Annotated in this window: 24 protein-coding genes; 7 read left to right on the top strand and 17 right to left on the bottom strand. The window is 70.0% G+C overall.

Annotated features, from left to right (window positions below):
- Positions 1-14 precede the first annotated feature (14 nt).
- Both GC203_RS00915 and GC203_RS00910 read left to right on the top strand, forming a co-directional pair.
- Positions 15-752: an ABC transporter ATP-binding protein gene (locus GC203_RS00915; protein ID WP_293450382.1), complete on the top strand. Its 738-nt coding sequence runs from the start codon at positions 15-17 to the stop codon at positions 750-752.
- Positions 749-1516, top strand: coding sequence for an ABC transporter permease (locus GC203_RS00910; RefSeq protein WP_293450380.1), 768 nt, complete (start codon positions 749-751; stop codon positions 1514-1516). The genes GC203_RS00915 and GC203_RS00910 overlap by 4 nt, the downstream gene beginning before the upstream one ends.
- A 12-nt stretch (positions 1517-1528) precedes the next feature.
- Here GC203_RS00910 and GC203_RS00905 read toward each other — a convergent pair whose 3' ends face one another.
- The 6 genes from GC203_RS00905 to GC203_RS00880 form a co-directional block, all read right to left on the bottom strand.
- Positions 1529-2188 carry a TonB family protein gene (locus tag GC203_RS00905; protein ID WP_293450378.1) on the bottom strand — a complete coding sequence of 220 codons (660 nt, stop codon included), beginning with the start codon at positions 2186-2188 and terminating at the stop codon, positions 1529-1531.
- 105 nt (positions 2189-2293) lie between these two features.
- The gene (locus tag GC203_RS00900; protein WP_293450376.1) at positions 2294-3667 is read right to left on the bottom strand and encodes a hypothetical protein; all 1374 of its coding nucleotides are present in this window, start codon (positions 3665-3667) and stop codon (positions 2294-2296) included.
- Positions 3668-3860: 193 nt separating this feature from the next.
- Positions 3861-5465 (bottom strand): peptide chain release factor 3, encoded by a 1605-nt coding sequence (locus GC203_RS00895; protein ID WP_293450374.1) that lies wholly within the window; start codon positions 5463-5465, stop codon positions 3861-3863.
- Between the two features lie 43 nt (positions 5466-5508).
- Entirely contained in the window at positions 5509-6756 is a 1248-nt protein-coding gene (locus GC203_RS00890; protein ID WP_293450372.1) for an LLM class flavin-dependent oxidoreductase, read from the bottom strand.
- 90 nt (positions 6757-6846) lie between these two features.
- A complete protein-coding gene (locus tag GC203_RS00885; RefSeq protein WP_293450370.1) occupies positions 6847-7560 on the bottom strand; it encodes a polysaccharide deacetylase family protein in 714 nt (237 codons plus the stop codon).
- Positions 7561-7564: 4 nt separating this feature from the next.
- Positions 7565-7897, bottom strand: coding sequence for a DUF1491 family protein (locus GC203_RS00880; RefSeq protein ID WP_293450368.1), 333 nt, complete (start codon positions 7895-7897; stop codon positions 7565-7567).
- Between the two features lie 171 nt (positions 7898-8068).
- Between GC203_RS00880 and GC203_RS00875 the strand changes: the two genes are divergently transcribed.
- Complete coding sequence (locus tag GC203_RS00875) at positions 8069-8896, top strand: hypothetical protein (RefSeq protein WP_293450366.1); 828 nt, start codon at positions 8069-8071, stop codon at positions 8894-8896.
- Positions 8897-9088: 192 nt separating this feature from the next.
- Here the strand turns inward: GC203_RS00875 and GC203_RS00870 are convergent, their stop codons facing one another.
- The gene (locus GC203_RS00870) at positions 9089-9868 is read right to left on the bottom strand and encodes a GIY-YIG nuclease family protein (protein ID WP_293450364.1); all 780 of its coding nucleotides are present in this window, start codon (positions 9866-9868) and stop codon (positions 9089-9091) included.
- Complete coding sequence (locus tag GC203_RS00865) at positions 9819-10982, bottom strand: DNA cytosine methyltransferase (protein WP_293450362.1); 1164 nt, start codon at positions 10980-10982, stop codon at positions 9819-9821. The genes GC203_RS00870 and GC203_RS00865 overlap by 50 nt, the downstream gene beginning before the upstream one ends.
- 284 nt (positions 10983-11266) lie before the next feature.
- On the opposite strand from GC203_RS00865, the gene GC203_RS00860 reads away from it, so the two are divergent.
- On the top strand, positions 11267-11830 hold the full coding sequence (locus GC203_RS00860; protein ID WP_293450360.1) for a hypothetical protein: 564 nt from the start codon (positions 11267-11269) through the stop codon (positions 11828-11830).
- 15 nt (positions 11831-11845) lie between these two features.
- Here the strand turns inward: GC203_RS00860 and GC203_RS00855 are convergent, their stop codons facing one another.
- From GC203_RS00855 to GC203_RS00845, 3 genes are all read right to left on the bottom strand, one after another.
- A complete protein-coding gene (locus GC203_RS00855; RefSeq protein ID WP_293450358.1) occupies positions 11846-12469 on the bottom strand; it encodes an HNH endonuclease in 624 nt (207 codons plus the stop codon).
- Positions 12459-13943, bottom strand: a complete 1485-nt coding sequence (locus tag GC203_RS00850; protein ID WP_293450356.1) for an ATP-binding protein — start codon at positions 13941-13943, stop codon at positions 12459-12461. The genes GC203_RS00855 and GC203_RS00850 overlap by 11 nt, the downstream gene beginning before the upstream one ends.
- A 206-nt stretch (positions 13944-14149) precedes the next feature.
- Positions 14150-15805 (bottom strand): HAMP domain-containing sensor histidine kinase, encoded by a 1656-nt coding sequence (locus tag GC203_RS00845; RefSeq protein ID WP_293450354.1) that lies wholly within the window; start codon positions 15803-15805, stop codon positions 14150-14152.
- 157 nt (positions 15806-15962) lie between these two features.
- Between GC203_RS00845 and GC203_RS00840 the strand changes: the two genes are divergently transcribed.
- Both GC203_RS00840 and GC203_RS00835 read left to right on the top strand, forming a co-directional pair.
- Complete coding sequence (locus tag GC203_RS00840; RefSeq protein ID WP_293450352.1) at positions 15963-16721, top strand: HAMP domain-containing sensor histidine kinase; 759 nt, start codon at positions 15963-15965, stop codon at positions 16719-16721.
- A 43-nt stretch (positions 16722-16764) separates the two neighbouring features.
- Positions 16765-17190: a SufE family protein gene (locus GC203_RS00835; RefSeq protein ID WP_293450350.1), complete on the top strand. Its 426-nt coding sequence runs from the start codon at positions 16765-16767 to the stop codon at positions 17188-17190.
- A gap of 1 nt (position 17191) precedes the next feature.
- Here GC203_RS00835 and GC203_RS00830 read toward each other — a convergent pair whose 3' ends face one another.
- The 6 genes from GC203_RS00830 to GC203_RS00805 all read right to left on the bottom strand — a co-directional run bounded on the left by GC203_RS00830 (position 17192) and on the right by GC203_RS00805 (position 22118).
- Positions 17192-17683 (bottom strand): PAS domain-containing protein, encoded by a 492-nt coding sequence (locus GC203_RS00830; protein WP_293450348.1) that lies wholly within the window; start codon positions 17681-17683, stop codon positions 17192-17194.
- Between the two features lie 150 nt (positions 17684-17833).
- Positions 17834-18253: a MucR family transcriptional regulator gene (locus GC203_RS00825; protein WP_293450346.1), complete on the bottom strand. Its 420-nt coding sequence runs from the start codon at positions 18251-18253 to the stop codon at positions 17834-17836.
- A 249-nt stretch (positions 18254-18502) separates the two neighbouring features.
- On the bottom strand, positions 18503-19381 hold the full coding sequence (locus GC203_RS00820) for a crotonase/enoyl-CoA hydratase family protein (protein ID WP_293450344.1): 879 nt from the start codon (positions 19379-19381) through the stop codon (positions 18503-18505).
- A 414-nt stretch (positions 19382-19795) separates the two neighbouring features.
- Positions 19796-20350 carry a helix-turn-helix domain-containing protein gene (locus tag GC203_RS00815; RefSeq protein WP_293450342.1) on the bottom strand — a complete coding sequence of 185 codons (555 nt, stop codon included), beginning with the start codon at positions 20348-20350 and terminating at the stop codon, positions 19796-19798.
- A gap of 2 nt (positions 20351-20352) precedes the next feature.
- The gene (locus tag GC203_RS00810; RefSeq protein WP_293450340.1) at positions 20353-21084 is read right to left on the bottom strand and encodes a hypothetical protein; all 732 of its coding nucleotides are present in this window, start codon (positions 21082-21084) and stop codon (positions 20353-20355) included.
- Positions 21081-22118: an SDR family oxidoreductase gene (locus tag GC203_RS00805; protein WP_293450338.1), complete on the bottom strand. Its 1038-nt coding sequence runs from the start codon at positions 22116-22118 to the stop codon at positions 21081-21083. Before GC203_RS00805 ends, GC203_RS00810 begins: the two co-directional genes overlap by 4 nt.
- A 157-nt stretch (positions 22119-22275) precedes the next feature.
- On the opposite strand from GC203_RS00805, the gene GC203_RS00800 reads away from it, so the two are divergent.
- Positions 22276-22751 (top strand): hypothetical protein (locus GC203_RS00800; protein WP_293450336.1); only part of this gene is annotated, 476 nt, incomplete at its 3' end.

Below are 22751 nucleotides of genomic sequence, written 5' to 3'. Positions count from 1 at the left end.
CGCGGGAGGCGGGGATGACGCTGGCGGCCCTCACCGACGTCGAGGTCGACTACGCCCGGGGCCGGGCGCTGGGGCCGTTCAGCCTGGCGATCCAACCCGGCGAGACCGTGGCCCTGGTCGGTCCCTCCGGCTGCGGCAAGTCGACGGCGCTGCGGCTGCTGGCCGGCCTGGAGGCGCCCGGCCGCGGCGAGGTCCAGCGCACGCCCGGCCTGGGCGAGACCGCCGTGGTGTTCCAGGCGCCGACGCTGGCGCCCTGGCTGTCGGCCCGGGCCAATGTGACGCTGCCGCTGGAGCTGGCCGGCGTCCCCCGCCGCGAGGCGCGCGAGCGGGCCGACGCGGCGCTGGCCCGCGTGGGCCTCTCCGGCGCCGAGTCCGCGCGGCCCGCGCAGCTTTCCGGCGGCATGGCCATGCGCGTCTCGCTCGCCCGCGCCCTGGTGACCGAGCCCCGCCTGCTGCTGCTCGACGAGCCCTTCGCCGCCCTCGACGAGATCACCCGCCGCGCGCTGGCCGACGACGTCCTGGCCCTGTGGTCGATGCTCAAGCCCGCCATCGTCTTCGTCACCCACAACGTCGAAGAGGCGGTCTACATGGCCGGCCGCGTGGTGGTGATGACCAAGGGCCCCGGCCGCATCGCCGCCGACGTCGCCGTCGAGGGCCCGATGCCGCGCAACGCCGGCTTCCGCACCGACCCCGCCTTCCGCGCCACGGTCGAGACCGTGTCGCTGGCGCTGGCCCAGGGGATGGCCGCATGAGGCGTCTCGCCGACTTCGCCGCGCCGTGGGCGCTGATCGCCCTGCTGCTGGCGGTCTGGGAGGGCGCCTGCCGCGCCTTCGACGTGCCGGTCTATTTCCTGGCGCCGCCGTCGGCGATCGCCGCCAGCCTGCGCGACGAGTGGCCCAGCCTGCTGCAGGCGGCCTGGTACACCCTGTCCAACGCCCTGATCGCGCTCGTCCTGGCCAGCCTCATCGCCCAGGCCCTGGCGCTGACCGTCACCCTCAGCCGCCTGCTGGAGCGGGCCGTCCAGCCGATCACCGTGGTGCTCCAGGTCACGCCGGTGATCGCCATCGCGCCCCTCGTGAACATCTGGGCCGGCACCGACCACCCCGAGCACGCCCTGATCGCGCTCGCCACCATCGTGGCGTTCTTCCCGATCTATTCCGGCGCCGTCACCGGCCTGCGCTCCGCCGACCCCGACCTGATGCGCCTGTTCGACCTCTATGGCGCGACGCGGCTCCAGCGCCTCCTGCGCCTGCGCCTGCCCTCGGCCGCCCCGTTCCTGCTGGAGGGCCACAAGGTGGCCGCCGGCCTCGCCATCGTCGGGACCGTGGTCTCCGAGTTCGTCGCCGGCTCGGGCAAGGTCCAGGGCCTGGCCTGGCGCATCCTCGACGCCAGCTTCCGGCTCCAGACGGCGAAGATGTTCGCCGCCCTCTTCGTGCTGGGGGTGATGGGCGTGGTGCTCTACGGCCTGCTCGAACTGGTCGAGCGCGCGGCCCTGCGCTGGTGGCGCGGCCGCTGAGGCGCGGCGGTCCTACTTCGCGGCCTGGTCGACCGGCTTGAGATCGAAGCGCACCGGCACGCGCACCTTGGCGCCCACCGTCGGCATGCCCTCGGCGCTCATCAGCTCGACGCGGAACTTCGACGCCAGCCCGAGCACCGCCGCGCCGAAGCCGTGGCCGCCCGGCTCCTCGCGGTCGACGCCGCACCCGGTCAGGGCGCCGCCGTCCTCCACGTCACAGAGCAGGGTCACGCGGATGTCGTTCGGCCCACCCGGCGTCTTCGGCACCACCGCCTGAAGCTCGGCCGCCGTCGGCAGCGCGGTCCACATGGGCGTCTTGGCGGTCAGCGGCTCGCCCTTGGCCAGCTCGGCCGGGAAGGTCACGGGCACGCGCACCTCCGAGCCCTTCAGCACCGGCTCGGCGCGCATCTGGTGGGTCAGCTTGCGGGCCGCCGCCCCGAAGCCGTAGCCCCGCGGCGTCTCGGCCAGCACGTCGCATTGGCGGAGCGCGCCGCCGCTCGCCACCGTGCACGCCAGCTCGACGCCGCCGCCGATCCCCTCGGCCTTGGCCTTCTCGGGATAGAGCGCGACCATGTCGGCCACGGTGGGTGCGGCGGTCCAGTCGACGCCGGCCAGCGCCGGTCCGGCGGCGCCGGCGGCCAGGACGGCGGAGATCAGGGCGTAACGAAGCATGCGGCGATCCTCCCGATCCGGGAGCATGCGCCCTGCATCCCAAGTTGGAAACACGTTCCCCCGCTCATCCGGCGAAGGCCGGGATGAGCGGAGAGGCTGACGGCGTCAGTTTCCGAACTGCGGGCGCGGGCCGCTCAGCCGCTCCATCGCCTCGTGGGTCAGGACGCTCAGCGAGCGCAGGCCGTGTTCGGCGAAGACGTCCAGGGCCGCCTCGAGCGCCATGACCGCGGCGGCGCGCTCGCCGTTGTCGCGGCCGGTGAGGCCCATCCGCGCCTCGTAAAGCCGGGCCAGATGCAGCTGGGCCAGCGCCCAGCCCACCGGGTCGCGGCGGGGCGAGAGCTTGCCCAGCTCGATCTTCATGGCCGCCTCGGCGGCGTCCAGCACGCCGGCGTCGCCGGTCAGTTCGGCCACGCGGGCCAGGCAGACGGCGCGCGCGCCGGCGGCCACGCCGCGCAGCGGCAGGGTCGTGGTCTGCTTCAGCACCAGGCCGGCGCGGTCGTAGCAGCTGATCGCGTGCTCGAAGGCGCGGGCGTCCGACGAGGCGTCGCCCAGCGCCTGCAGCGCCTGGGCCAGCGCCACCTGGGTGCGCGCCCAGTCCAGCGGGCTGTGATCGCGGGCCAGGTTGTCGAGGGCCAGGGCCAGGGCGCCGGCGCCGGCGGCCAGGGCGTCGACGTCGCCCACCGACTCGCCGCGCAGGGCCAGCGCCTGTCCGTGGACGATCTTCGCCCGCGCCCAGGTGAGCGGCTCGTAGTTGGGATCGAGGCGCTGGGCGGCGGTCGCGGCCTCAAGGGCCGCCGCCTCCAGCAGGTCGCCGTCCTTCAGGCGGGCGCCCCAGCCGGCCAGCAGCTCGGCGCGGATCAGGCGCGCCTCGGCGGCCAGCGCGCGGGCGGCGGTGACCCGCTTGGCGATGGAATCCAGCGCCGCGATCGGGGCGGTGAACTGGCCCGACAGGGCCCAGGCCTCGCCGGCGTCGGCGGAATCGAGCGTGCGGCGCGCGGCGATGGCGGCCAGGCCCACGTCGGCGAGCGGCGCGGCCAGCCCGCCCTTCACGAGCGTGCGCGCTTCCTGGAAGGCCACCTCGGCGGCGGCGTTGAGGCCGGGGTCGCCGAAGATCTCGGCGCCCAGCAGCGCGCAGAACGCCTGCTCGCAGCGGGCGCGGGCCCATCCGTCCTTGCGGTTCGCGGTCTCGAAGCCCGCGGCGGCGGTCTCGGCGCCGGCGGCGGCCTTGCGCAGCGCCACGGCGTCGCCCGTACGGCGGGCCACCTCGCGCCAGACGATGGCGGCCTCCAGCCGGCGACGGGGCTTGTCCTTGGCGCCGATGCGCCCGGCGGCGATGTCGCAGGACTTGGCTTCCTGCGCCAGCAACTGGGCGTCCAGCAGCTCCAGCAGCGACGTGTCGCCCCCGGTCAGCCCGTCATTCGGCGTCTTCGCGCGTTCCGACGCGAACAGGCGCTTCAGCTCTCGACCCAACTCGAACATCGGCCGCTCCGGCGCCGCCGGCGTCCCAGGTTGGAACGCGCCAGACGGGCGCTTTCGGGACGAAGCAAACCCGGAGCCGAAGGCCTTAACAACCCATTAACTTCGCGAACATGGTTAATTTGGCCAAATAAATTTCCCGCAAAATCAGAAAGTTGGCCTGCTTCTTGCATTAACGAAGCGCAGGTTTGCGGCCCTACGCCCGCTCCTTCGACCGCTCGAAGCCCACCTTCGGGAACCGCTCGGTCACGTAGCCCACCTCCCACGCCGACTTGGCCAGGAACACGGGCTGCTCGTCGATGTCGACGGCCATGGCCCCGCGGTGCTTGCCCGCGAAATCCTCCAGTTCGGCCCGCTCGCCGGTGATCCAGCGGGCCTCGGCGTAGGGGCTCGCCTCGAAGATCACGTCCAGCTGGTATTCCTCGCGCAGGCGGTCGGCCATCACCTCGAACTGGAGTTGCCCCACCGCGCCCACGATGAAGTCGGCGCCCAGGGTCGGGCGGAACAGCTGCGTCACCCCCTCCTCGGCCAGGCTTTCCAGGGCCTTCTTCAGGTGCTTGGCCTTCAGCGGGTCCTTGACCCGCACGCGCTGGAGGATTTCGGGGGCGAAGTTCGGCAGGCCCGCGAAGCGCATGGTCCCGCTCTCCGACAGGCTGTCGCCCACCCGCAGCACCCCGTGGTTGGGGATGCCGATCACGTCGCCGGCGTAGGCGTCCTCGGCCAGCTCCCGGTCCGAGGCGAAGAACATCATCGGCGCGTTCACGCTGAGCTGCTTGCCGGTGTTCTGGACCTTCAGCTTCATGCCGCGCGCGAACCGGCCCGAGCACAGCTTCAGGAAGGCGATGCGGTCGCGGTGGTTGGGGTCCATGTTCGCCTGGACCTTGAAGACGAAGCCCGAGACCTCGCGGTCGCCCGGCGCCACGTGGATCGCCTCGCCCGCCTTGGTCGCCGCCACGGCCTTGGGCGGCGGGGCGTAGGCGCCGATGCCTTCCAGCAGCTGGGCCACGCCGAAGTGGCGCAGCGCCGAGCCGAAGAAGACGGGCGTCATGTGGCCTTCCAGGAACGACTGCGGGTCGAACGGCTTCAGCCCGCCCTGGGCCAGCTCGGCGTTCTCGCCCAGCTCCTCCTGCTCGTCGGGATCGAGGTAGCTGACGACGGCGTTGCCCTTGAAGGCCACGGCCGGCGGATGGCCGTCGTCCTCGTCGGCCCCGCCGCCCTTCTTCTGGAACGGCAGGAACTGGTCGCGGCGCAGGTCCAGCATGCCCTTGAAGCGCCCGCCCGAGCCGGCCGGCCAGTAGAGCGGCGCCGGGTCCAGCGCCAGCTTCGAGGCGATCTCGTCCAGCAGCTCGAACGGGTCCTGCGCCTCGCGGTCCATCTTGTTGATGAAGGTGACGATCGGGATGTCGCGCATCCGGCAGACCTCGAACAGCTTCAGGGTCTGCGGCTCGATGCCCTTGGCGGCGTCCAGCACCATCACCGCCGCGTCGGCGGCCGTCAGGGTGCGGTAGGTGTCTTCCGAGAAGTCCTCGTGGCCGGGCGTGTCCAGCAGGTTGAACATCAGCCCGTCGTGGTCGAACGTCATCACCGAGGCCGAGACCGAAATCCCGCGCTCGCGCTCGATCTTCATCCAGTCCGACCGGGTGCGGCGGTTCTCGCCGCGGGCGCGCACGGCGCCGGCCGCCCGGATCGCCCCGCCGGCCAGCAGCAGGTTCTCGGTCAGGGTCGTCTTGCCGGCGTCAGGGTGCGAGATGATCGCGAAGGTGCGTCGGCGCGCGGCTTCGGCGGCGGGAGAGGTGCTCATGGGGCGCCGCGCCTAACACGCCGGGCGGCGAACCGGAAGCGGCCTACTCCCCGGCCTTCAGCGCCTTGGCCGCCTTGTCGAGGTCGGGCGCGTTGGGCGAGCGCATGGCGACGCTGCCCTTCATGCCTTCCTGCAGCGCCTTGGCGGCGCCCTCGTGCGACATGATCTTGGCCAGCACGGCCTGGCCCGCGCGCTCGAACGATTCGCGGTGCTCCACCACATAGGCGCGCGAGGTGCGATAGCCTTCCAGCAGCCCCTGCACCTCCGGGATCACGTAGCGCGCCACCAGCTCCCAGCTGCGGTTGGTGTTCTCGCGGTTGGCCCAATCGTGCACGAAGCCCAGCACCGTCCCGAACCCGCCGGCCGAGGCCTGCAGCTTGCGGATCGCCGCCACGAGGTCGTCCGGCGTGCCGATCACCGCCGCCGAGCCCTCGGCGAAGGCGGTCTTGTCCACCGCCTCGTCCGGATCGGTGAACAGCTCCGCGCCCGGCCGCATCAGCGTGCCCACGGTGTATTCGTTGTGCCAGTGCATCAGGCCCTCGCGCGCCTCGGCGCGGGCCTGCTCGCGGGTCTCGGCGATGTGCCACATCATCAGCACGCGCCAGTCGTCGCGGCTGACCTTCTGGCCGTGCTTGGCCGCCGACTCCTCGGCGAACTTCCACTGCGTCGGCAGCGCCGCCAGCCCGGCGTCGGAGTTCGAGCCGATCGACAGCACGCCGATCCCGTACTTGCCGGCCAGGGTCATGCCCGACGGGCTGATCGACGAGGCCGTGACCATCGGCAGCTCCTCCTGCAGCGGGAACAGCTGCAGCCGGGCGTCCTTCAGCGTGAACCAGTCGCTCTCGTGGGTCACCCGCTCGCCGCGGAACAGCCGCTGCAGCACCCCGATCGCCTCGTCCTGGCGGTCGCGCTGGGTCATCGGGTCGATCCCCAGCATATAGGCGTCCGACGGCAGGGCCCCCGGGCCGGTGCCGAAGATCACGCGCCCGCCGCTCATGTGGTCCAGCTGGACCATCCGCTGGGCGACGTTGAAGGGGTGGTGGTAGGGCAGCGAGACCACGCCCGTGCCCAGGCGGATCCGGTGGGTGTTCTCCGCCACGCCCGCCAGGAACATCTCGGGCGAGGCGATCACCTCCCAGCCCGTGGAGTGGTGCTCGCCCACCCAGAACTCGTCGTAGCCCAGGGCGTCGAGGTGCGCGGCGAACTTGATGTCGTTGCGCATCTGCAGCATCGGATGTTCGCCGATGGGGTGGTGCGGGGCGAGGAACGCGCCGAACTTCATGCGAGCCATCAGGGCCTCCCGGAGCTTCAAACAGCTGTTTAGGTAATAGGCGCTCGGTTGGCCAGACTGCCGCAACGGCAAGCCTGCGCCCGCTTGCGCCTATCGGGCTTGGGCCAGAAGCTCCCCGACGCTGACCGCCCTGAGGCCCTTGGCGTCGAGCCCGTCCAGGATCATCGGCAGGGCCGCGCGGGCCGTGGCGTTGGACGCGTACATGGCATGGACCAGGATGATCGAGCCCGGCCGCGCCTGGGCCACCACCTGGCCGGCGAAGGCCTTCGGGTCCGAGGTCGCGGGGTCCTCCACGTCCCACATGACGATCTTCAGGCCGTGGCGGCGCGCCGCCAGCGGCAGGCCGAACAGCTTCTTGCCGTAGGGCGGGCGGAACAGGCCCGACGCCGCCCCGGCCTTGCGCAGCAGCGCCTCGGTGTCGCCGATCTCGCGGTCGTAGAACGCCGACGGCCGGCCGACCATCCGGCGGTGGGTATAGCTGTGGTCGCCCACCTCCTGGCCCGCGGCCAGCAGCCGCGCCGCCAGCTCGGGATGCTTCGCCACGTCCTCGCCGATCAGGAAGAAGGTGGCGCGCGCGCCCTTCGCTTCCAGCACCGGCAGGACGGCCTCGACGCCCGTCGGCGTCGGCCCGTCGTCGAAGGTCAGCGCCACCAGCGGGGCCGACGTTTCCACCCGGCAGACCACCGGCCCGGTCAGGGCGAAGCACCGCGCCCGGCTCACCTGCCAGAGGCCCAGGCCCACGGCCGCCAGCGCGGCGGCGGCCAGCAGGCCCGCGAGGGCCCAACGCCGGGTCCCGGCCGTCACGCGCCTAGGCCTTCTCGACCGGTTCGACGAGGAAGTGCCGGCCCTGGCGATCCTCGATCTCGACCACCCAGACGTCGGGATCGATGCGCGCGGCGCGCTCGATGTAGCGGTCCAGGTCCGGCTCCTCGCGGCTGGCGGCCGGCTCCATCCAGATGCGCTCGCCGTCGCCCCGCGTGGCCTCGGCCAGCAGCCGGGCCGTCCCGTCCGAGCGGTTCAGCACCTTGACCAGCACCGCGCCCGCCCGCGGATCGCCCTTGCGCGCGACCACGGCGAAGCCGCCGCCCAGTTCGGCGCGGCGGATCAGGGCGCCGACCCAGATGTCGGTGGAGAGCAGCATGCGCGCGGAGCATGCGGAGCCGGCCCGCCCCGTCAACCTTGGTTCAACACTAAGCCGGTAAAGCTTGCCCGTGAGACGGCCGCAAAGGCCGCGCGAGATGGTGGACGCATGACGAGACCGCGCAGAAGCGCGCCTCGGGCGTCTCGATGGATGGGGTTGTTCGGCGCCGCCTTGCTGGTTGCGCCCGCTCCGGCTGCGGCGCAGCCGGCGGACCTGTACTTCGAGCGCACGATGATGAGCGCGGCCGACGGCCGCTGCCGCCTGTTCACGCCCGAGCTGTCGGCCGCCCTGGCCGCCGGGGCGGCGCAGGCGCGCGGCGCGGCTCTGCGCGCAGGCGTCGAGCCCAAGGACCTCGCGGCGCTGGAGCGCCGGGCCCAGGCCCAGGCCGCCCGCCTCGACTGTCACGGCCGCGATCTCGCCCAGGCCGCCGCCCGGGTCCAGGACGCCTTCGCCGGGTTCCAGCGCGTCACCCGCATGACCTGGCCCGGCGACGTCGCCGACTGGCGCGCCGACCGCGGCGTGGGCCGCGCCACGCGCTGGCGGGTGGCCCAGGACGTCATCTTCGGGCCCGATCACATGACCTTCGGCCTGGCGGGCCGCGAGGGCGCCAGCGGCCTGGTCGCCGTGGCCGCCTTCGCCGACGGCCAGACTCCCTACGCCGCGCGCCTCGTGCTGCGCGACGAGGCCCGCACGCTCGGCCCCTATCTCGGCCTCGCCGCCGACGCCCCGCTTAGCCGCAAGCTCCCCCCGCGCTCGGCGACCCGCGGCTTCCTGGCCGAGGCGCGCACCCCGGCCGACGCCGAACTGCTGCCCAAGGGCGCCGAGGACGGCTGGGCCTTCCGCTTCCCCGCCGCCGCCGCCCAGGCCCTGGCCGACCTCGACCCGCGCGAAGGCGTGGCGGTGGAGTTCCTGTTCCCCGGCGACAAGGTCCGCACCGCCTATGTCGAAGTCGGCGACTTCGCCGCCGCCCGCGCCTTCCTCCAGATCGCCGCGCGGTAGGCCGCCTCCCCTCCCCCCGCGCAGCGAGAGGGGAGAGGCCGGGAGGCCGGGAGAGGGGCGGCGCGGGGATCGCGGCCGGCGTTCGACTGCGGCGTTCAGCGGGCCCGATCGCGGAGTCTGAGACGCGCCATGAGGGGAATTCGGGTCCGATCCACATTCCAGACCTTCCCGCAACGGCCAGTCTCCAACGGCTCAGCCTTCGGCGTCCTCGTCCGCTTCCGTCGAGACGGAAGCGGCGCCGCCGAGGGCTTCGTATCGGCGCGATGCCAGCCACTGAAGACGCTTGGCTTGAGTAAGGAGCACACGACGCAAACCACCCTGAACCTTCCGCTCCGAAATTACCTGCGCCAGCCGCGACAGGATCAGCGAGCGCCGCGCCAAGCGGAAATCGGGATGCGAACGGATTTCGAAGACGCGATCCGAGACGATCCGCGCCCGTAACGACGGCGGTGCCTCGACCGTTACCGAGCCGCGAGGCGGGTCCTTCTCATTCAAGATGGCCTTGAATTGAGAGTTCTCGATGGCCTGAGCTGTGATCAGCCGCTCAAGGGCATCGAGCCGACGGCGCGCCGTTGCGTCCGTCCTCGGCGCGTTCTGCAGATCCGCCATCGGCCACACTTCGATCTCGAAGACCTCGAACGGGTCCAGCACCGACATGGCCACAGCATCGGTCCGCTGGTTCGTCAGGTGGCGGCGAATGCGCGAGCGTAGACGCTCGTTGGTTTGGCCGACGTAGATCGGTTCACCATCGTAGTCGAAGAAGGCGTAGACGCCCCAGCGGAAGTTCCCCACTGGCATGGGCGCCGCGTGGCCCACCGCAAAGGGCGTTTCAAGGAACCTCGCGAGATTCGCACGAAGATCGGCGGTCTCGAACGGCGGAACGTTCGTCGCGTCGGGGTCGCGGCCGAAAAGCGGTCCGGGTTCAGGCACGTCGCGCGGATCGCGCCCGACCCTTCTTCGACGCTTGATCACCCAACAGAGGCTCGAACAGATGCGCCGCTAGGTGTCGGACAACCGGAACTGCCACGCCATCGCCGGTGAGGTGATAGGCCTCGTTGTAGTTCTTGGGCAAAACGTAGCTGTCGTCCAAGCCCATCAGGCGGGCGGTCTCTCGCGCCGAAATCAGGCGCGTACGCACGCGCTCACCGTCTACCACCATGATGACTTGGCGGCTCGAACCGCCAGCCGGGGTGCGTAGGCAGCCCGCCACATCATCAAAGCGAACCTCGGCACGTTGCACCTTGTTGCCGCGCTCATCGAAGCGGGTGCGGCGATACACGCCGCCCACCATGCGGCGGCCGGCGCGCTTCGCCGCCTCCAGCTTGGCCAAGTTGACGGCCGACATCATGCTCACGATCTGATCGCGCTTGGCTTCCGTGTGCCACTCGACGCTCGTGGGATGCTCTTCGATAAAGTCCGCGAAAGTCGAGTTCCGCCAGGGCGGCGACGGGATGTTCCACCAAACCATCGACTGCAGGGTCTCAGCCCCGACACGGTCCATTGCCCGCTGCAGGGCTGGTGTGTGGAACGGCTCGATCGGTCCGGGAGACACAAGCCCTGGATCGACGGCGACGCTCTCATGCACACCGACTACGAACAGACGCGGTCTAGAGTGAGGAAGGAACTGCGACGCGTTGATCACCAGCGCACCGAAGCGGTAGTTCGCCTCCGCAAAGGTCCGGCAGATCGCCTCGAAGTCTCGACCGCCATGAGAGGTCAAGGTACCAAGGACGTTCTCCAGCGCGATGATCTTGGGCGCCCGATTGTCCTTGATCAGTCCGGTCACGACGTCCCAGAAGGGATAGAAGGTTCCTGACCGCTCGCCCTTGAGGCCGGCACCGCCCCCTGCGAGGGAGAGGTCCTGGCAAGGGAACGATCCCCACACGAGATCAGCCATGCCCGGGAGCGCGGCGGCTTTGATCTGGCCGACGTCGCCGATCAACAATTCGCCGCCGGTCCCCCAGTTTCTTTGGTAGGTCATGCCTTTTTTGGGGTCGAAGTCGTTGGCGAACAAGCAGGTCCACTCCGACCCCAGGCCAGCGCGGGCCATCCCGCCGCCAGCGAAGAACTCGTAAAAGCTAGGCATGTTCGCCGCCTTCCCCTTGCGTGCGACGCAGGCGATCTCTCGCCAGCTTCTCTTCTATTGCTTCGGTTATCCAAGTGTTACGAGAAACGGCACCTGGTCGTGTTGCCCGAGCGGCGTCGATCGCCTCAAACGTTTCCGCCGGCAGGCGTAGATTGATGCGGTCTAGCGACCTGACGGTGGCGGTTTTCGAATCGGCCAACATGGCGCCAGAGTGGCGCCACGCCGACGCCAGGTACAGTTCTTATTTTGTTCCAATCTCCTGCAAAGTCAACCTCCAATATCCGATGGAAACCTACGCCGTTGAGCTGGTCCGCAATTTCCCCGCCGCGGAGCTGATCAACCCTAGTACCGAGGAACTCGAAAATGGAGAGGAGGACTGCCTCGCGGGTAACCTGCAGTACCGCGATTTGAGGGGCTTCACCTGGGATAACGTCGCCGACGTCCTCCAGCGGGAAACGGCGCTCTTCGAGCGCTTTGCCGCCGCCGTCGACCGGGATCAAGAAGCAGAGCGGTTCGACGAAGAGCGTGCCGACGCCCTCGACGAACTCGACGCGATCTGGGACCTCGACCTTGGCACGGCTGCCGCCACACTCGCTCTATCAGCTCTGGGCGCGGTCCCGGTTGCCAGCTGCAATGCGGGCGGGTTCGGCGGCGATCACGTCGCGGCGTTTCCTTACGTTGCCTTCTACATTGGCACCGCGGAACCGGCTTTCATTCTCTCGATCGCTGAGACCGCCGGGCTCGGCCTCGACGTCATCAACCCTGGCCTTGGCCGCTTGTTCGGGCGGACCAATTTCGACCTGCACCGCTTCGCTGGCTGTGCACTGGCCAGCAGCCAGAGGCGATAGACCTAGAGTTCGCCATCAGGCATCGTCCTTCGCTTCTTGGATCATTTCACGCATGGCCAGAACTGCAGGCTCTGCCTCCGCGGCCGTTTTGGCGAAGAGCACCTGTTCCGCCAGCCGGACATACCGACCATCCTCGTTGAAAAGGGCATCAGAACCAACGAGGTTGTAGAACCTCCAGAGCTTGCAAATCTTGATGGTCTCAGCACCCTTCGCAGAGAGGGGGTTGTAGAGCACTCCGATCAAAAGAAAGTGGGCGTCCCAGTCGTCGAAGTGGGGATGCACGATGGTGTACGCGTCGGACGCGCGAGGAAACCGAACCCTCGGCCGCGCTAGAATGTTGGCGTCCAATTTCGCCAGGTTGCAGTCGATGCAAGCCACGGCGAGGTTCTCTGGCTCGAACATGAAGGCCGCGTTGGCCTTCCGGGAAATGATGTGCTCGACGTCCCATGCGCGTCCGTGCTGGACCACATTTTCTCGACGGCAGTAGCAGCATTTGAACTGCTGGCCCTGCAGGTAAAACTGCTTGATCCGAGACCTGATGGCATTGAGGTCGTCGCTGTCCCAGCCGCCGCCCTGATCGCGGACAGCTTTTATCTGAGCAAGCTCTTCGACGGTGAAAACGATGGGATTAATCGCCATCGGTCGCCAGCTCATCCTTGGCGACCTGTAGGTCCTTGACGATCTCCTTGATCTGCTCCCCGCCGTCCATATTGCCGGCAAGCCGGACTAGTTCGGAGAGCTTGGCGTCAAACTCCGGGCTCCGAATCTGCCGCTCGCCCACCAGCCGTAGGGCCTCGGCAAGCACGTCGCGCAGGTAGTAGTTGGTCGGGCTGATGACGTCGAAGGCCTTGGCCATCACGTAGTCCGGTGAACGACCGAGCAATTCATTGGTCGACACGCTGCTGGCGCGGTCCATCGAGTATACCCATGACCCTTCTGGTAGGTCGGCGACGATGAGGGGGCTGTGGGTGCTAAGAATGAAATGGCAGCCCGAGTAGGTTGCGAATACCTCGCGCATTAGGTGGACATATTTGCTCTGCCACTCCGGGTGCAGGCTCGTCTCCGGTTCATCCACCAGGACGAGGCTTCCATCGCGAAGGTGGGCAGCGATGGACAGAAAGACCGTTAGGATGCTGATCTCGCCAGAGCTCGCCTCACGCAAATCGTGGCGGGTTCCGTCAGACCTCCAGACATCAATCGACGACAGAGTAAGCGCGCCAAGGCGGCGGAGCAGTCGCAATGCTTCGCCGTCGAATGGCAAAGCCGGCGCCCCATTTCCGAACCGCAGATCAAGCTCCAGACCTTGCTTGGCCAAGAACGGCGTGACGCCGGCGAGCATCTCGCGCAGCCAGGCCTCGCTGAGGGCGCCGGACCTTACGACGTTCCGGAGACGCTTCAGAAGCCTCGTATCGTCATCCTTGGCCTTATCCAGGTCGACACCGCCCTGCAGGAAGGCTTGCACATCACGCCCAATAGTGGCCTTGAGCCTTGCCCGGATGCGGGGCTCGTATCCCAACAATTCGAACACACCGCGCAGCCGAACAGCCTCGGCGGCGCTTCGCTGGCCTCCCAGCCCTTCCAAGGCGCGGTAGAGCAGGGCCACAACTGAGGCGCGGTTCGTGCGGTCGCGCATGCCGATGTAGTGGTAGAAGGACACGCCGTCGCGGAGTTGCTGGATATCCCCGAGTGGGATGTCGTCGCCGTCGCTAGACGGCTCCAGCGGAAATTTGTCGACTGGAGTGAGCGCGACGGCGATCACCCGAGTGGGGAGCGGCGTCGGCGCCTCCAGATTTTCGAGCGTCAGTGATTCAATCGGGCGTCCACGCAGAGCAACGCGGGTCCCATCGCAAAGGTATTCAAGACAATCAAGTCGAGCATAGCGCTCGCGCCCTGAGCCGCCGCGGTACATACTCACTAAGTCGCTCGCGATTTTTCCGAGCAGACGGCTCTTTCCCGATCCATTGTTCCCAATGATAATTGAATAGTTGCATTCAGACCCACCCGGTGTGTTCGGATCAGAGAAGGTGACCGTTGGAGGAAGATTGCCCGCCGATTGCAATCCGCTACCGTCCGCTCCACCGCCGGCCCGCACTAGTCGAAAGGTATGGGCCATCGGAGATCGAACCTGAATCGAGAGGGTGTTGCTCAGCTTACGAGGCTGATTACCCTTGTCGCAACCTGTGGTCGGGGAGCGCTGACATTGGCCCCCAGATCTACGGATGGATCCTAATCGCAGGGCCAAACACCGGACGTCACCAACGTCTCGGTTGAGTCAGAAAGCGCCAAAGACAGGTTCAATCCCCCGCCCCGCCCTTGCCCCTACCCCTTCCGCCGCTCGCGGGCGCGGATGTCGACCACTTCGGCCGAGGCCAGGATCGGCATGCGCACCGTGACGGTGGTGCCCTCGCCCATGGCGCTTTCGACGGCCATGTCGCCGCCGTGCAGGCGGGCGAAGGCGCGCACCAGCGACAGGCCCAGGCCCGAGCCGGCGGCGCGCTGTTCGGCGTCGCCGGCCTGTTCGAAGGGCCGGCCCAGCCGCTCCAGGTCGTCCTCGGCGATGCCGACGCCGGTGTCGGCCACCACCAGCTCCAGGGTGTCGCCCGAGGCCTGCACGGTGACCGTCACCGCGCCGCCGCGCGGGGTGAACTTCACCGCGTTGGAGATCAGGTTGATGGCGATCTGCTTCACCGCCCGGCGGTCGGCGTCGGCCATCAGCGGGGTGGGCGGCAGCACGCCGCGCAGGTGCACGCCGGCCCGCTCGGCCTGGCCGCGCATCAGCCGCAGCACCGCCTCCACCGCGTCGCCCGCGTCGAAGGTCTCGATGGTCAGCTCGAAGCGCTCGGCCTCGATCTTCGAGATGTCCAGGACGTCGTTGATCAGCTCCAGCAGGTGGCTGCCCGACTCGTGGATCAGCTCGGCGTATTCGGCGTAGCGGTCGCCCAGGGGCCCGAACAGCCGCTGCCGCATGATGTCGGAGAAGCCCATGATGGCGTTCAGCGGCGTGCGCAGCTCGTGGCTCATATTGGCCAGGAACCGCGACTTGCCGGCGTTCTGCTGTTCGGCCGACACGCGGGCGGCCTCCAGGCGGCGCTCGCGCACCAGCTGGTCGCGCGCGTCGCGGACCGAGGCCACGAAGCGGCCGGCGCCGGCGTCCTTCAGCGCGATCTCCAGCCATCCGTCGGCCTCGCCCGGCGGGGCGACGTAGACCGTCGCGCGGCCGTCGCGCCCGGCGGCGTGCAGCGCGCCGGCCAGCACCGGCAGGTCGGCCTCGGCCACCAGCAGCCCCAGGCTGCGGCCGGCCAGGGCGTCGGCCGGCTGCCCGGCGATCGTGGCGCCGGCGGCGGTCATCACCCGGCCGTTGCGCTCGACCGTGGCCAGCAGCAGCGGCTGGAGGTCGAGCAGTTCGAGGATGTCGTCGGCCTCGGCGCGGCGGCGGCGCGCGCGCTGGGCCGCGCCCTGGAACCCGATCAGCCCGGCGGCCATGCCCAGGCTCACCGTGCCCAGCGCCAGCAGGCCCAGCCAGGGGGCGAAGGCCGGGTCGGCCGCGGGAAGCTGGAAGATGGCCCCGTCCAGCGCCGAGGCCGCCGCGGCGGCGAGCGCGGCGGCCGCGCCCAGCGCCAGGGCGTCCCGGTCGCGGAACGCCGCGGCCGCGGCGGCGGGCGCCAGGCACCACGCCGCCATCGGCCCGGACACCCCGCCCGTCAGGTGGCAGGCCGCGGCCCCGGCCAGACCCCAGGCCAGGATCGCCCCGACCCGGCCCGGTCCGCCGAGCAGCGCCAGCACGGCGCCGGCGATGGCCGCCGCCCCGCCGACGCCCAGCGCCGCCAGTTCAGGGCCCGACTGGAGGCCGCCCAGCACGGCCAGCCCCCCGGTCGTGGCGGCGACCGCCAGGGCCCAGGCGCCATGCCAGACGAGCGCGAACCCCGCATCGCTGCGGCGGCGCACCTTCGTCGATGTCGCGCGGGCCGGGATCATGGCGAATCTAGGAATGCTCCGGGTGTTCGCGGCCAAAGTCTAACGGCCACGCTGTCGCACCGCGAGCGCGCGGACCATCCCCTGCCGTGGGGAAAGGTTTTCGTAAGCGCTGCGCGCCACCTTGCGGCTTCCGATCCCGCAGGCGTATCGCCACTGCATGTCTCACGAGGCTGACCCTCCGCCGCCCGCCCGTCCGGACGCCCGCGCCCGGCTGGAGGCGGCTGCGGAAGAGCAGAAGCGCTCGTTCCTGCGCATGGTCAGCCATGAGCTGCGCACGCCGCTGAACTCCATCCTGGGCTTCTCCGAAATTCTCACAGCGGAACTGTACGGCCCGCTGGGGACCCCGCAGTACAAGGAATATGCCGAGATCATCCACGGCAGCGGCCAGAAGCTGCTGAAACTTGTGAATCAGGTGTTGGAGATCGCCCGGCTCGAGGGCCGCACCGTCGATTTCGACTTCCGGAGCGAGCCGCTGGAGCCCGCGCTCGACGACGTGCTGGCCGGGCTGAAGGCCGACCTCGCCGCCCGCAAGGTGACGGTGGCGGTCGACGGCCGGGGCGACCTGCCCGCCGTCACGGCCGACTCCCGCGGCCTGCGCTCGGTGCTGACCCAGCTGATCCACAACGCGATCGTGTTTTCGCCCGAGGGCGGGACGGTGCGCGTCGCCGCCGCGCGGAAGGGCGACGCCGTGGAGATCCGCGTCCACGACGACGGCGAGGGCGTCGATCCCGCCGATCTCCACCGGCTGATGGCGCCCTTCGAGCAGGGCGAGAACGCACTGACCCGCAAGTCCGAGGGCGCGGGCCTGGGCCTGCCGATCGCCGACCTGACCTGCCGCGCCATGGGCGGACGGCTGCGGCTCGCCTGCGAACCCGGCGAGGGCATGACCGCCTGCGTCCGCCTGCCCGCGGGATGAGCGCGGTTGCATGGCGGGGCCCGGCCTCTTAAGTCGCCCGCACATGTCTGGCATCGATCAAGCGCTCGCCGAACTGAAGGACGAGTTCGAGCTCCTCGGCGACTGGGAGGAGCGCTACCGCTATGTGATCGAGCTGGGCCGCGACCTCGCGCCCCTGAGCGACGCCGAGCGCACCGACGCCCAGAAGGTCCGCGGCTGCGCCAGCCAGGTCTGGCTGGTGACCGAGCCGCAGCCTAGCGGCGCCCTGGTGTTCCGCGGCGATTCCGACGCCCACATCGTGCGCGGCCTGATCGCCATCCTGCTGCGGCTCTACTCGGGGCGCGCGCCCGGCGAGATCCTGGCGTTCGACGCCCGGCAGGCCTTCGAGGCGCTGGGCCTGACCGGCGCGCTCTCGTCGCAGCGCTCCAACGGCCTGGCCTCGATGGTCGCCCGCATCCGCCGCGACGCCGAACTGGCCCTGGCGGCATAGCTCAGGCTGCGGGCCGTATCCCGCTCTGCACGGCGCCCAGGCCCACGACCGCGTCGTAGCCGAGGATCAGGTCGACCTCGCCGCCGCGCATCGACAGGGGCAGGCGGATCCAGACGATCGACAGGTGGCTCGCGCCACGCCAGCCCAGATTGTGGACGCCCACGCCCGGACGGCCCTCGCGCACCACCTTGCCCAGTTCGGCCCGCCAGTAGTCGGCCGCGGCGGTGTTGTAGATCTCGCTGAGCCGCAGTCCGGTGATCTCCCGGCCGTAGACGTTGTAGAGGCCGGTGCCGGCCAGCCGGACGCGGTAGTCCAGCCCGTCGCCCTGCAGCACCTCGGTGAGGCTGACGGTCGGCAGGAGGCGCTTGATGCCGCCGGGGTCCAGGCGGCGGCGCGGCGGCATCGGCTCGCCCGCGCGCAGGCCGTTCCAGTACGCGAACAGCTCTTCGTGGGCCCGGATCGCCGCGGCCGGAGCCGCCAACTGCGCCGCCATCTTATGAGTCTCTACTAACGGCTTGGATTTTCGACGAATCGACTATCGCCTGACCCGCGAATCGGCGGCAAGCCGAAAGTGGTTAACACCGTCAGAAAGCGAAACGCCCGCCGTTTCCGGCGGGCGTCGCAGCATCGGCTGTGCGTCGGATCAGCGCTTCTTGCGGGGCGCCTGACGGCCGCCCTGGCCCAGGCCCATCTGCTTGGCCAGGTCCGAGCGCGCCTTGGCGTAGTTCGGCGCGACCATCGGGTAGTCCTTCGCCAGGCCCCACTTCGACCGGTATTCCTCCGGGCTCATGTTGTACTTGGTGCGCAGGTGACGCTTCAGCGACTTGAACTTGCGCCCGTCTTCCAGGCAGATCAGGTAATCCGGCGTGATCGACCGGCGCACCGGCACGGCCGGCTCCTTCGGCGCCGCCTCGGCGGTGTCGGTTCCGGCCGACACGCCCGCCAGGGCCCGGTGGACGCTCTGAATCAATCCCGGCAGATCAGCGGCCGCCACAGTGTTGTTGCCGACATAGGCGGAAACAATATCCGCCGTCATTTCGATGACTTCCGACTTTTCGTCCATATCTTTTGGGTCCGGAGGCTCGGCGTCGCTGGCGACGCACAGTGATTCACTAGATCAGTGTCCCGTCACTATCTGGATCGCTGCTCCATCACAACAACCAAAATAAGGAAAAATCGGCACGCCTACTGCGACAACAGAAGACCATTCGCTTGCGAACAATCCTGGGTGGATACGCACCAGTAAGGTGAACTCGCGTATCTGGTCATCAAAGCGCGCCGCGGAGGCCGCGGCGCGCTTTGATGACGTCCGTCAGATGAACTCCGGCGCCTTCCAGTGCGGCCAGATGTCGGGCAGGTCCTTGGAGACCTTGTCCGGATAGTTCGGCGGGCGCTTCTCCAGGAACGAGGTCACGCCTTCGCGGGCGTCGCCCGACTTGCCGCGCATCTGGATGCCGCGGCTGTCGGCGCGGTGGGCCTCCATCGGATGGCTGGCGCCGGCCATGCGCCAGATGAGCTGGCGGGTGATGGCCACCGACACGGGCGCGGTGTTGTCGGCGATCTCGCGGGCGATCGCGCGCGCCGCCGGCAGCAGGTCGTCGGGCTCGTGGACCGAGCGCACCAGCCCGCGCTCGTGCGCCTCCGACGCCGGGAAGATGCGGCCCGTGTAGCACCACTCCAGCGCCGTCTGGACGCCCACGAGGTGCGGCAGGAACCACGACGAGCACGCCTCGGGGTTCAGGCCCCGCCGGGCGAAGACGAAGCCGTAGCGCGCCGCCGTCGAGGCCAGGCGGATGTCCATGGCCAGCTGCATGGTCACGCCCACGCCCACCGCCGGGCCGTTGCAGGCCGAGATCACCGGCTTGAGGCTGTTGAAGATGCGCAGGGTCAAGAGGCCGCCGCCGTCGCGCTGCACCCCTTCGACGCGCCGCGCGGCGTTGTCGGCCTCGCTGCGGGCGTCGTAGTTGAAGGTGTCGCCCCCCGCCGCCAGGTCGGCGCCGGCGCAGAAGCCCCGGCCCGCGCCGGTGATAATCACCACCCGCACGTCGTCGTCGGCGTCCGTGGCGTCGAAGGCCGCGATCAGGTCCTTCATCATCTGGGTGTTGAAGGCGTTCAACCGGTCGGGCCGGTTCAGGGTGATCGTCGCGATCCCGTCCTCGACGGAATAGAGCAGGGTTTCGAACGTGGGCATTCAGTCCTCCGGTCTCGGTTCGGGGGGCATACCCGCCCGGTTGACGGACCGGAGGTCAAGGGCGCGATCGGCCTTGGCGCCGACGATCCACACGTTCCGCATTTGTTCGAGAACGGATCTTCCTTTCCCACGCAGTGGGAGAGGGGGACCGCCCGCCGAAGCCGGCGCAGGCCGGCTGATGAGCGGGGGGTGGAGGGGCAAGCGGCCGCATGGCGCAAAGCACGCGGCGTGACTGTGCTGCGGATGGGCGCGTGCGAGCCCTATCGCGACCTTGCCTCTATCGCCGATGCCGTCATCTTGCAGGCGCGGACGCGAACGGCCGGCAGAGAACCCCGCGCCTGAGGCCTGCCCTCTCCACCATCGGCTCTTCGGCCGATGGCCCCCCTCCCGCGTTCCGCGGGAAAGGAAGTCTCCCTAGAGCCCGCTCAAACGGAACCAGTCCCTGAGGCTTCGCCGCACGAAGTCGGCCAGCTTCCCGCGCGGCTCCAGGGCCCATTGCACCACCGCCCCGTGGTACTGGGCGTCGAGCAGCCGGGCCGCGCGCTGGGCCGGGATCGGCATCGGCGGCATCCGCTTCAGGATCATCTCGCGGAACAGCCTGAACCGCCGCCGCGCCAGCCGGTTCAGCGCCGGGTCGCGGATGTCCTCGCGCAGCCACAGCAGGTGGTCGGCCAGGCTCGGATTGTCACCGAACAGCTTGGTGGCCTCGGAATAGATCCGCACCACCACCTCGGCCCCCACCCCGGTCGGCTGGTCCTCCAGCCAGGCCACGAACCGGGTGTTGTCCTGGGCGAAGGCCCGTTCGACCAGGGTCTGCTTGTCGCCGAAGCGCTGCATCAGCGTGGCGGGGGCGACGCCCACCTCCCTGGCGAGGTCGGCCAGGGTGAAGCCCGCCGGCCCGGCCGCCGCCATCAGCGGCAGCGCCCGTTCCAGGATCTCGTCGTCGCTGATCGTCTTGCGTCGCGGCATATCTAGAGCCCGTCAGGGTGAAGTGGGGACCGGTTCACCCGCCCGGACGGGCTCTCGACCTTTGAAGACAGGGCCTTCTTGTCCGGATCAAGCGGTCCACTTGGTCCGGGAAGGCTCTGGCCTCCCCGCGCCGCGACCCAGGCCGCCAGGCAGGCCTGCTTCTGATCCTTGCGCCAGGGTCGCCCCGCCGCCACGCCCATCGCCTTGAGATGCGCGTCGATCTCGGCCGGCGACAGCCCCAGCTTGATCGACGCCGCCTCGGTCAGCGACTTCTCGTCCATCTCCACGGCGTCCAGGCCGCGGGCGGCGAAGGCCGCACGCAACGCGTCGCGCACCGCCAGGCCCTCGGCGACCGCCGGATGCTCGGGCGCGAACAGGCTGTAGGCCAGCAGGTCGCCGATCCAGCCGGCGCGATTGACCAGCAGGGCCGCGACCGCCGGCGCGCGACCCGCCTCCGCGAGCGTCGCGACGATCCGGTCCAGCCCCTGCTTCGCCAGCGCCGCCTGGCGCCGGCGCCCTTCGGCCACCGCCGCGGCCGCCTCGGCCGGGACCTCCCCCGCGGCCCCGCGCGCCAGCTCGGCGGCCACGCGATAGGGCTCCATCGCCAGCCGGTCGCCCTCGGCCGCCGTCGCCAGGACGCTCGACAGCACCAGCCGCGGTCCGGAACCCTCCAGCGCGACACCGACCACCACGGCCCCGCCCCGGCCAGCGCGGAACCCCAGCGCCGCGCTCATGCCGCCGGCCCCAGGCCGGGACCCAGGTCGCCGAGCCCCAGCGCCTTCGACAGCAGCACGGCCAGGTCCCGCCGCGCCGGATCCGAATGGATCTGCCCGTAGCGCGCCCACATCAGGAAGCGCCCGTGATCGTCCGCCGCCGGCGCCTCGGCCACGGCCTTCACCTGCGCGTCGAACATCGCCGGGAAGTCGGGCGTGCGGCCATCGACGTCGGTGAAGCCGTATTCCCGCGCCAGGTCGGCGGCGAAATGGATCAGCCCCGCCTTGCGCTTCACGTTTGGGTCGGCGGCGAGCGCCACGGCCGCGCGCCCCACCAGGGCCGGCGTCTCGGATTCGGCGAAGAACGGGTCCTTCGCGATCGCCTCGCGCCAGTTGTCCTCGGCCACGCCGAAGTGCCCCAAGACCGCCTCCGAGCGCAGGAAGCCCGGCGACAGGCTGAGCGCGGTGACGCCGGTGCGCGCCAGCTCCATCGCCATGCCATAGGCCATCCGGGCCAGGCCCGCCTTCACCAGGTCGTAGAGGATATGCCCTCGGTAGCCGGCGAAGTGGCCGTCGATCACCTCGACGATCAGGCCGCGGTCGGCCTCGACCATCAGGGGCGCGAAATGCCGGCTGGTGGTCAGGTGGCTGACCAGCGTCTGGTCCAGGTAGTCGCGCACCCCGCCCAGGTCGAGCTCCCAGAAGCTCTTCGACCAGTCGATCATCGGGTCGGCGCCCCAGATGCTGTTGACCAGCACGTCGAGCCGCCCGGCCTCCGCGCGGACCCGGGCGGCGAGGTCCGCCACCTCCGCCTCCCGGGTGTGGTCGGCCCGCACGGCCACGGCGCGCCCGCCGGCCTCGCGGATCAGGTCGGCGGTCTCATTGATGGTCTCCGGACGGTCCATGCCGCCGGCCTGGCCGGCCGCGCTGCGGCCGGTGCAATAGACCAGCGCACCGGCCGCGCCGAGCGCCCGCGCGATTCCCCGCCCGGCGCCCCGCGTCGCGCCCGCGACCAGCGCCACCTGTCCGTCGAGCGGCAAGCCTTCCCAGGTCATGTCGGCCAGCCTCCTGTTTATAAATGAGCATTCATTTATAATATGGCCACGAGGGCGCGGCAAGCCCGCCGCGCCCCCTGCGCTTATCCCAGCGAAGGCCGGGATGAGCGGAGATAGATATTGACTTCTTGCCCTTGATGTTCTATCTTTGTTCCCATTGGAACATCGCCCCGACATCACCGCCGACCTCGACGGCCTGAGCCGCCTGTCCGAGCGCCTGCTGGGCCTCGCCATGCGCTACGCCGACCGCATCGAGGCCCTGGCCGAGGATGAGGACGAGCGCGCCGTCGCGCTCGCCCGGCCCCTGGAGGGCCTGGCCCGCTCCTATCGCCAGACGCTGGCCATGAAGGCCCGCCTGCGCCGCGAAGTGGGCGACCTGGAACGCGCCGAACGCACCCGCGAGATCCTCGCCAACCGCCCCGCCCCCGACTTCGGCGTGCTCAGCCGCATGGCCGAGGTGGAGGAAGCCGTCAGCGCGCTCATCTGGTCCGAACACGAACGCCCCGAGGCCGAGCGGCTCGAAGACGAACTGGTCGACGCCCTGCACGAGGCCTTCGACGACCCCGCCTTCGAGGACCTGCCCCTCGACGCCCAGGTCGAAGCCGTCGTCCGGCGCCTGAAGCCCCCTCCGGC

This window comes from Phenylobacterium sp. (assembly GCF_016124325.1).
GTDB lineage: Bacteria > Pseudomonadota > Alphaproteobacteria > Caulobacterales > Caulobacteraceae > Phenylobacterium.
This window is presented reverse-complemented; position numbering and strand designations above follow the sequence as displayed.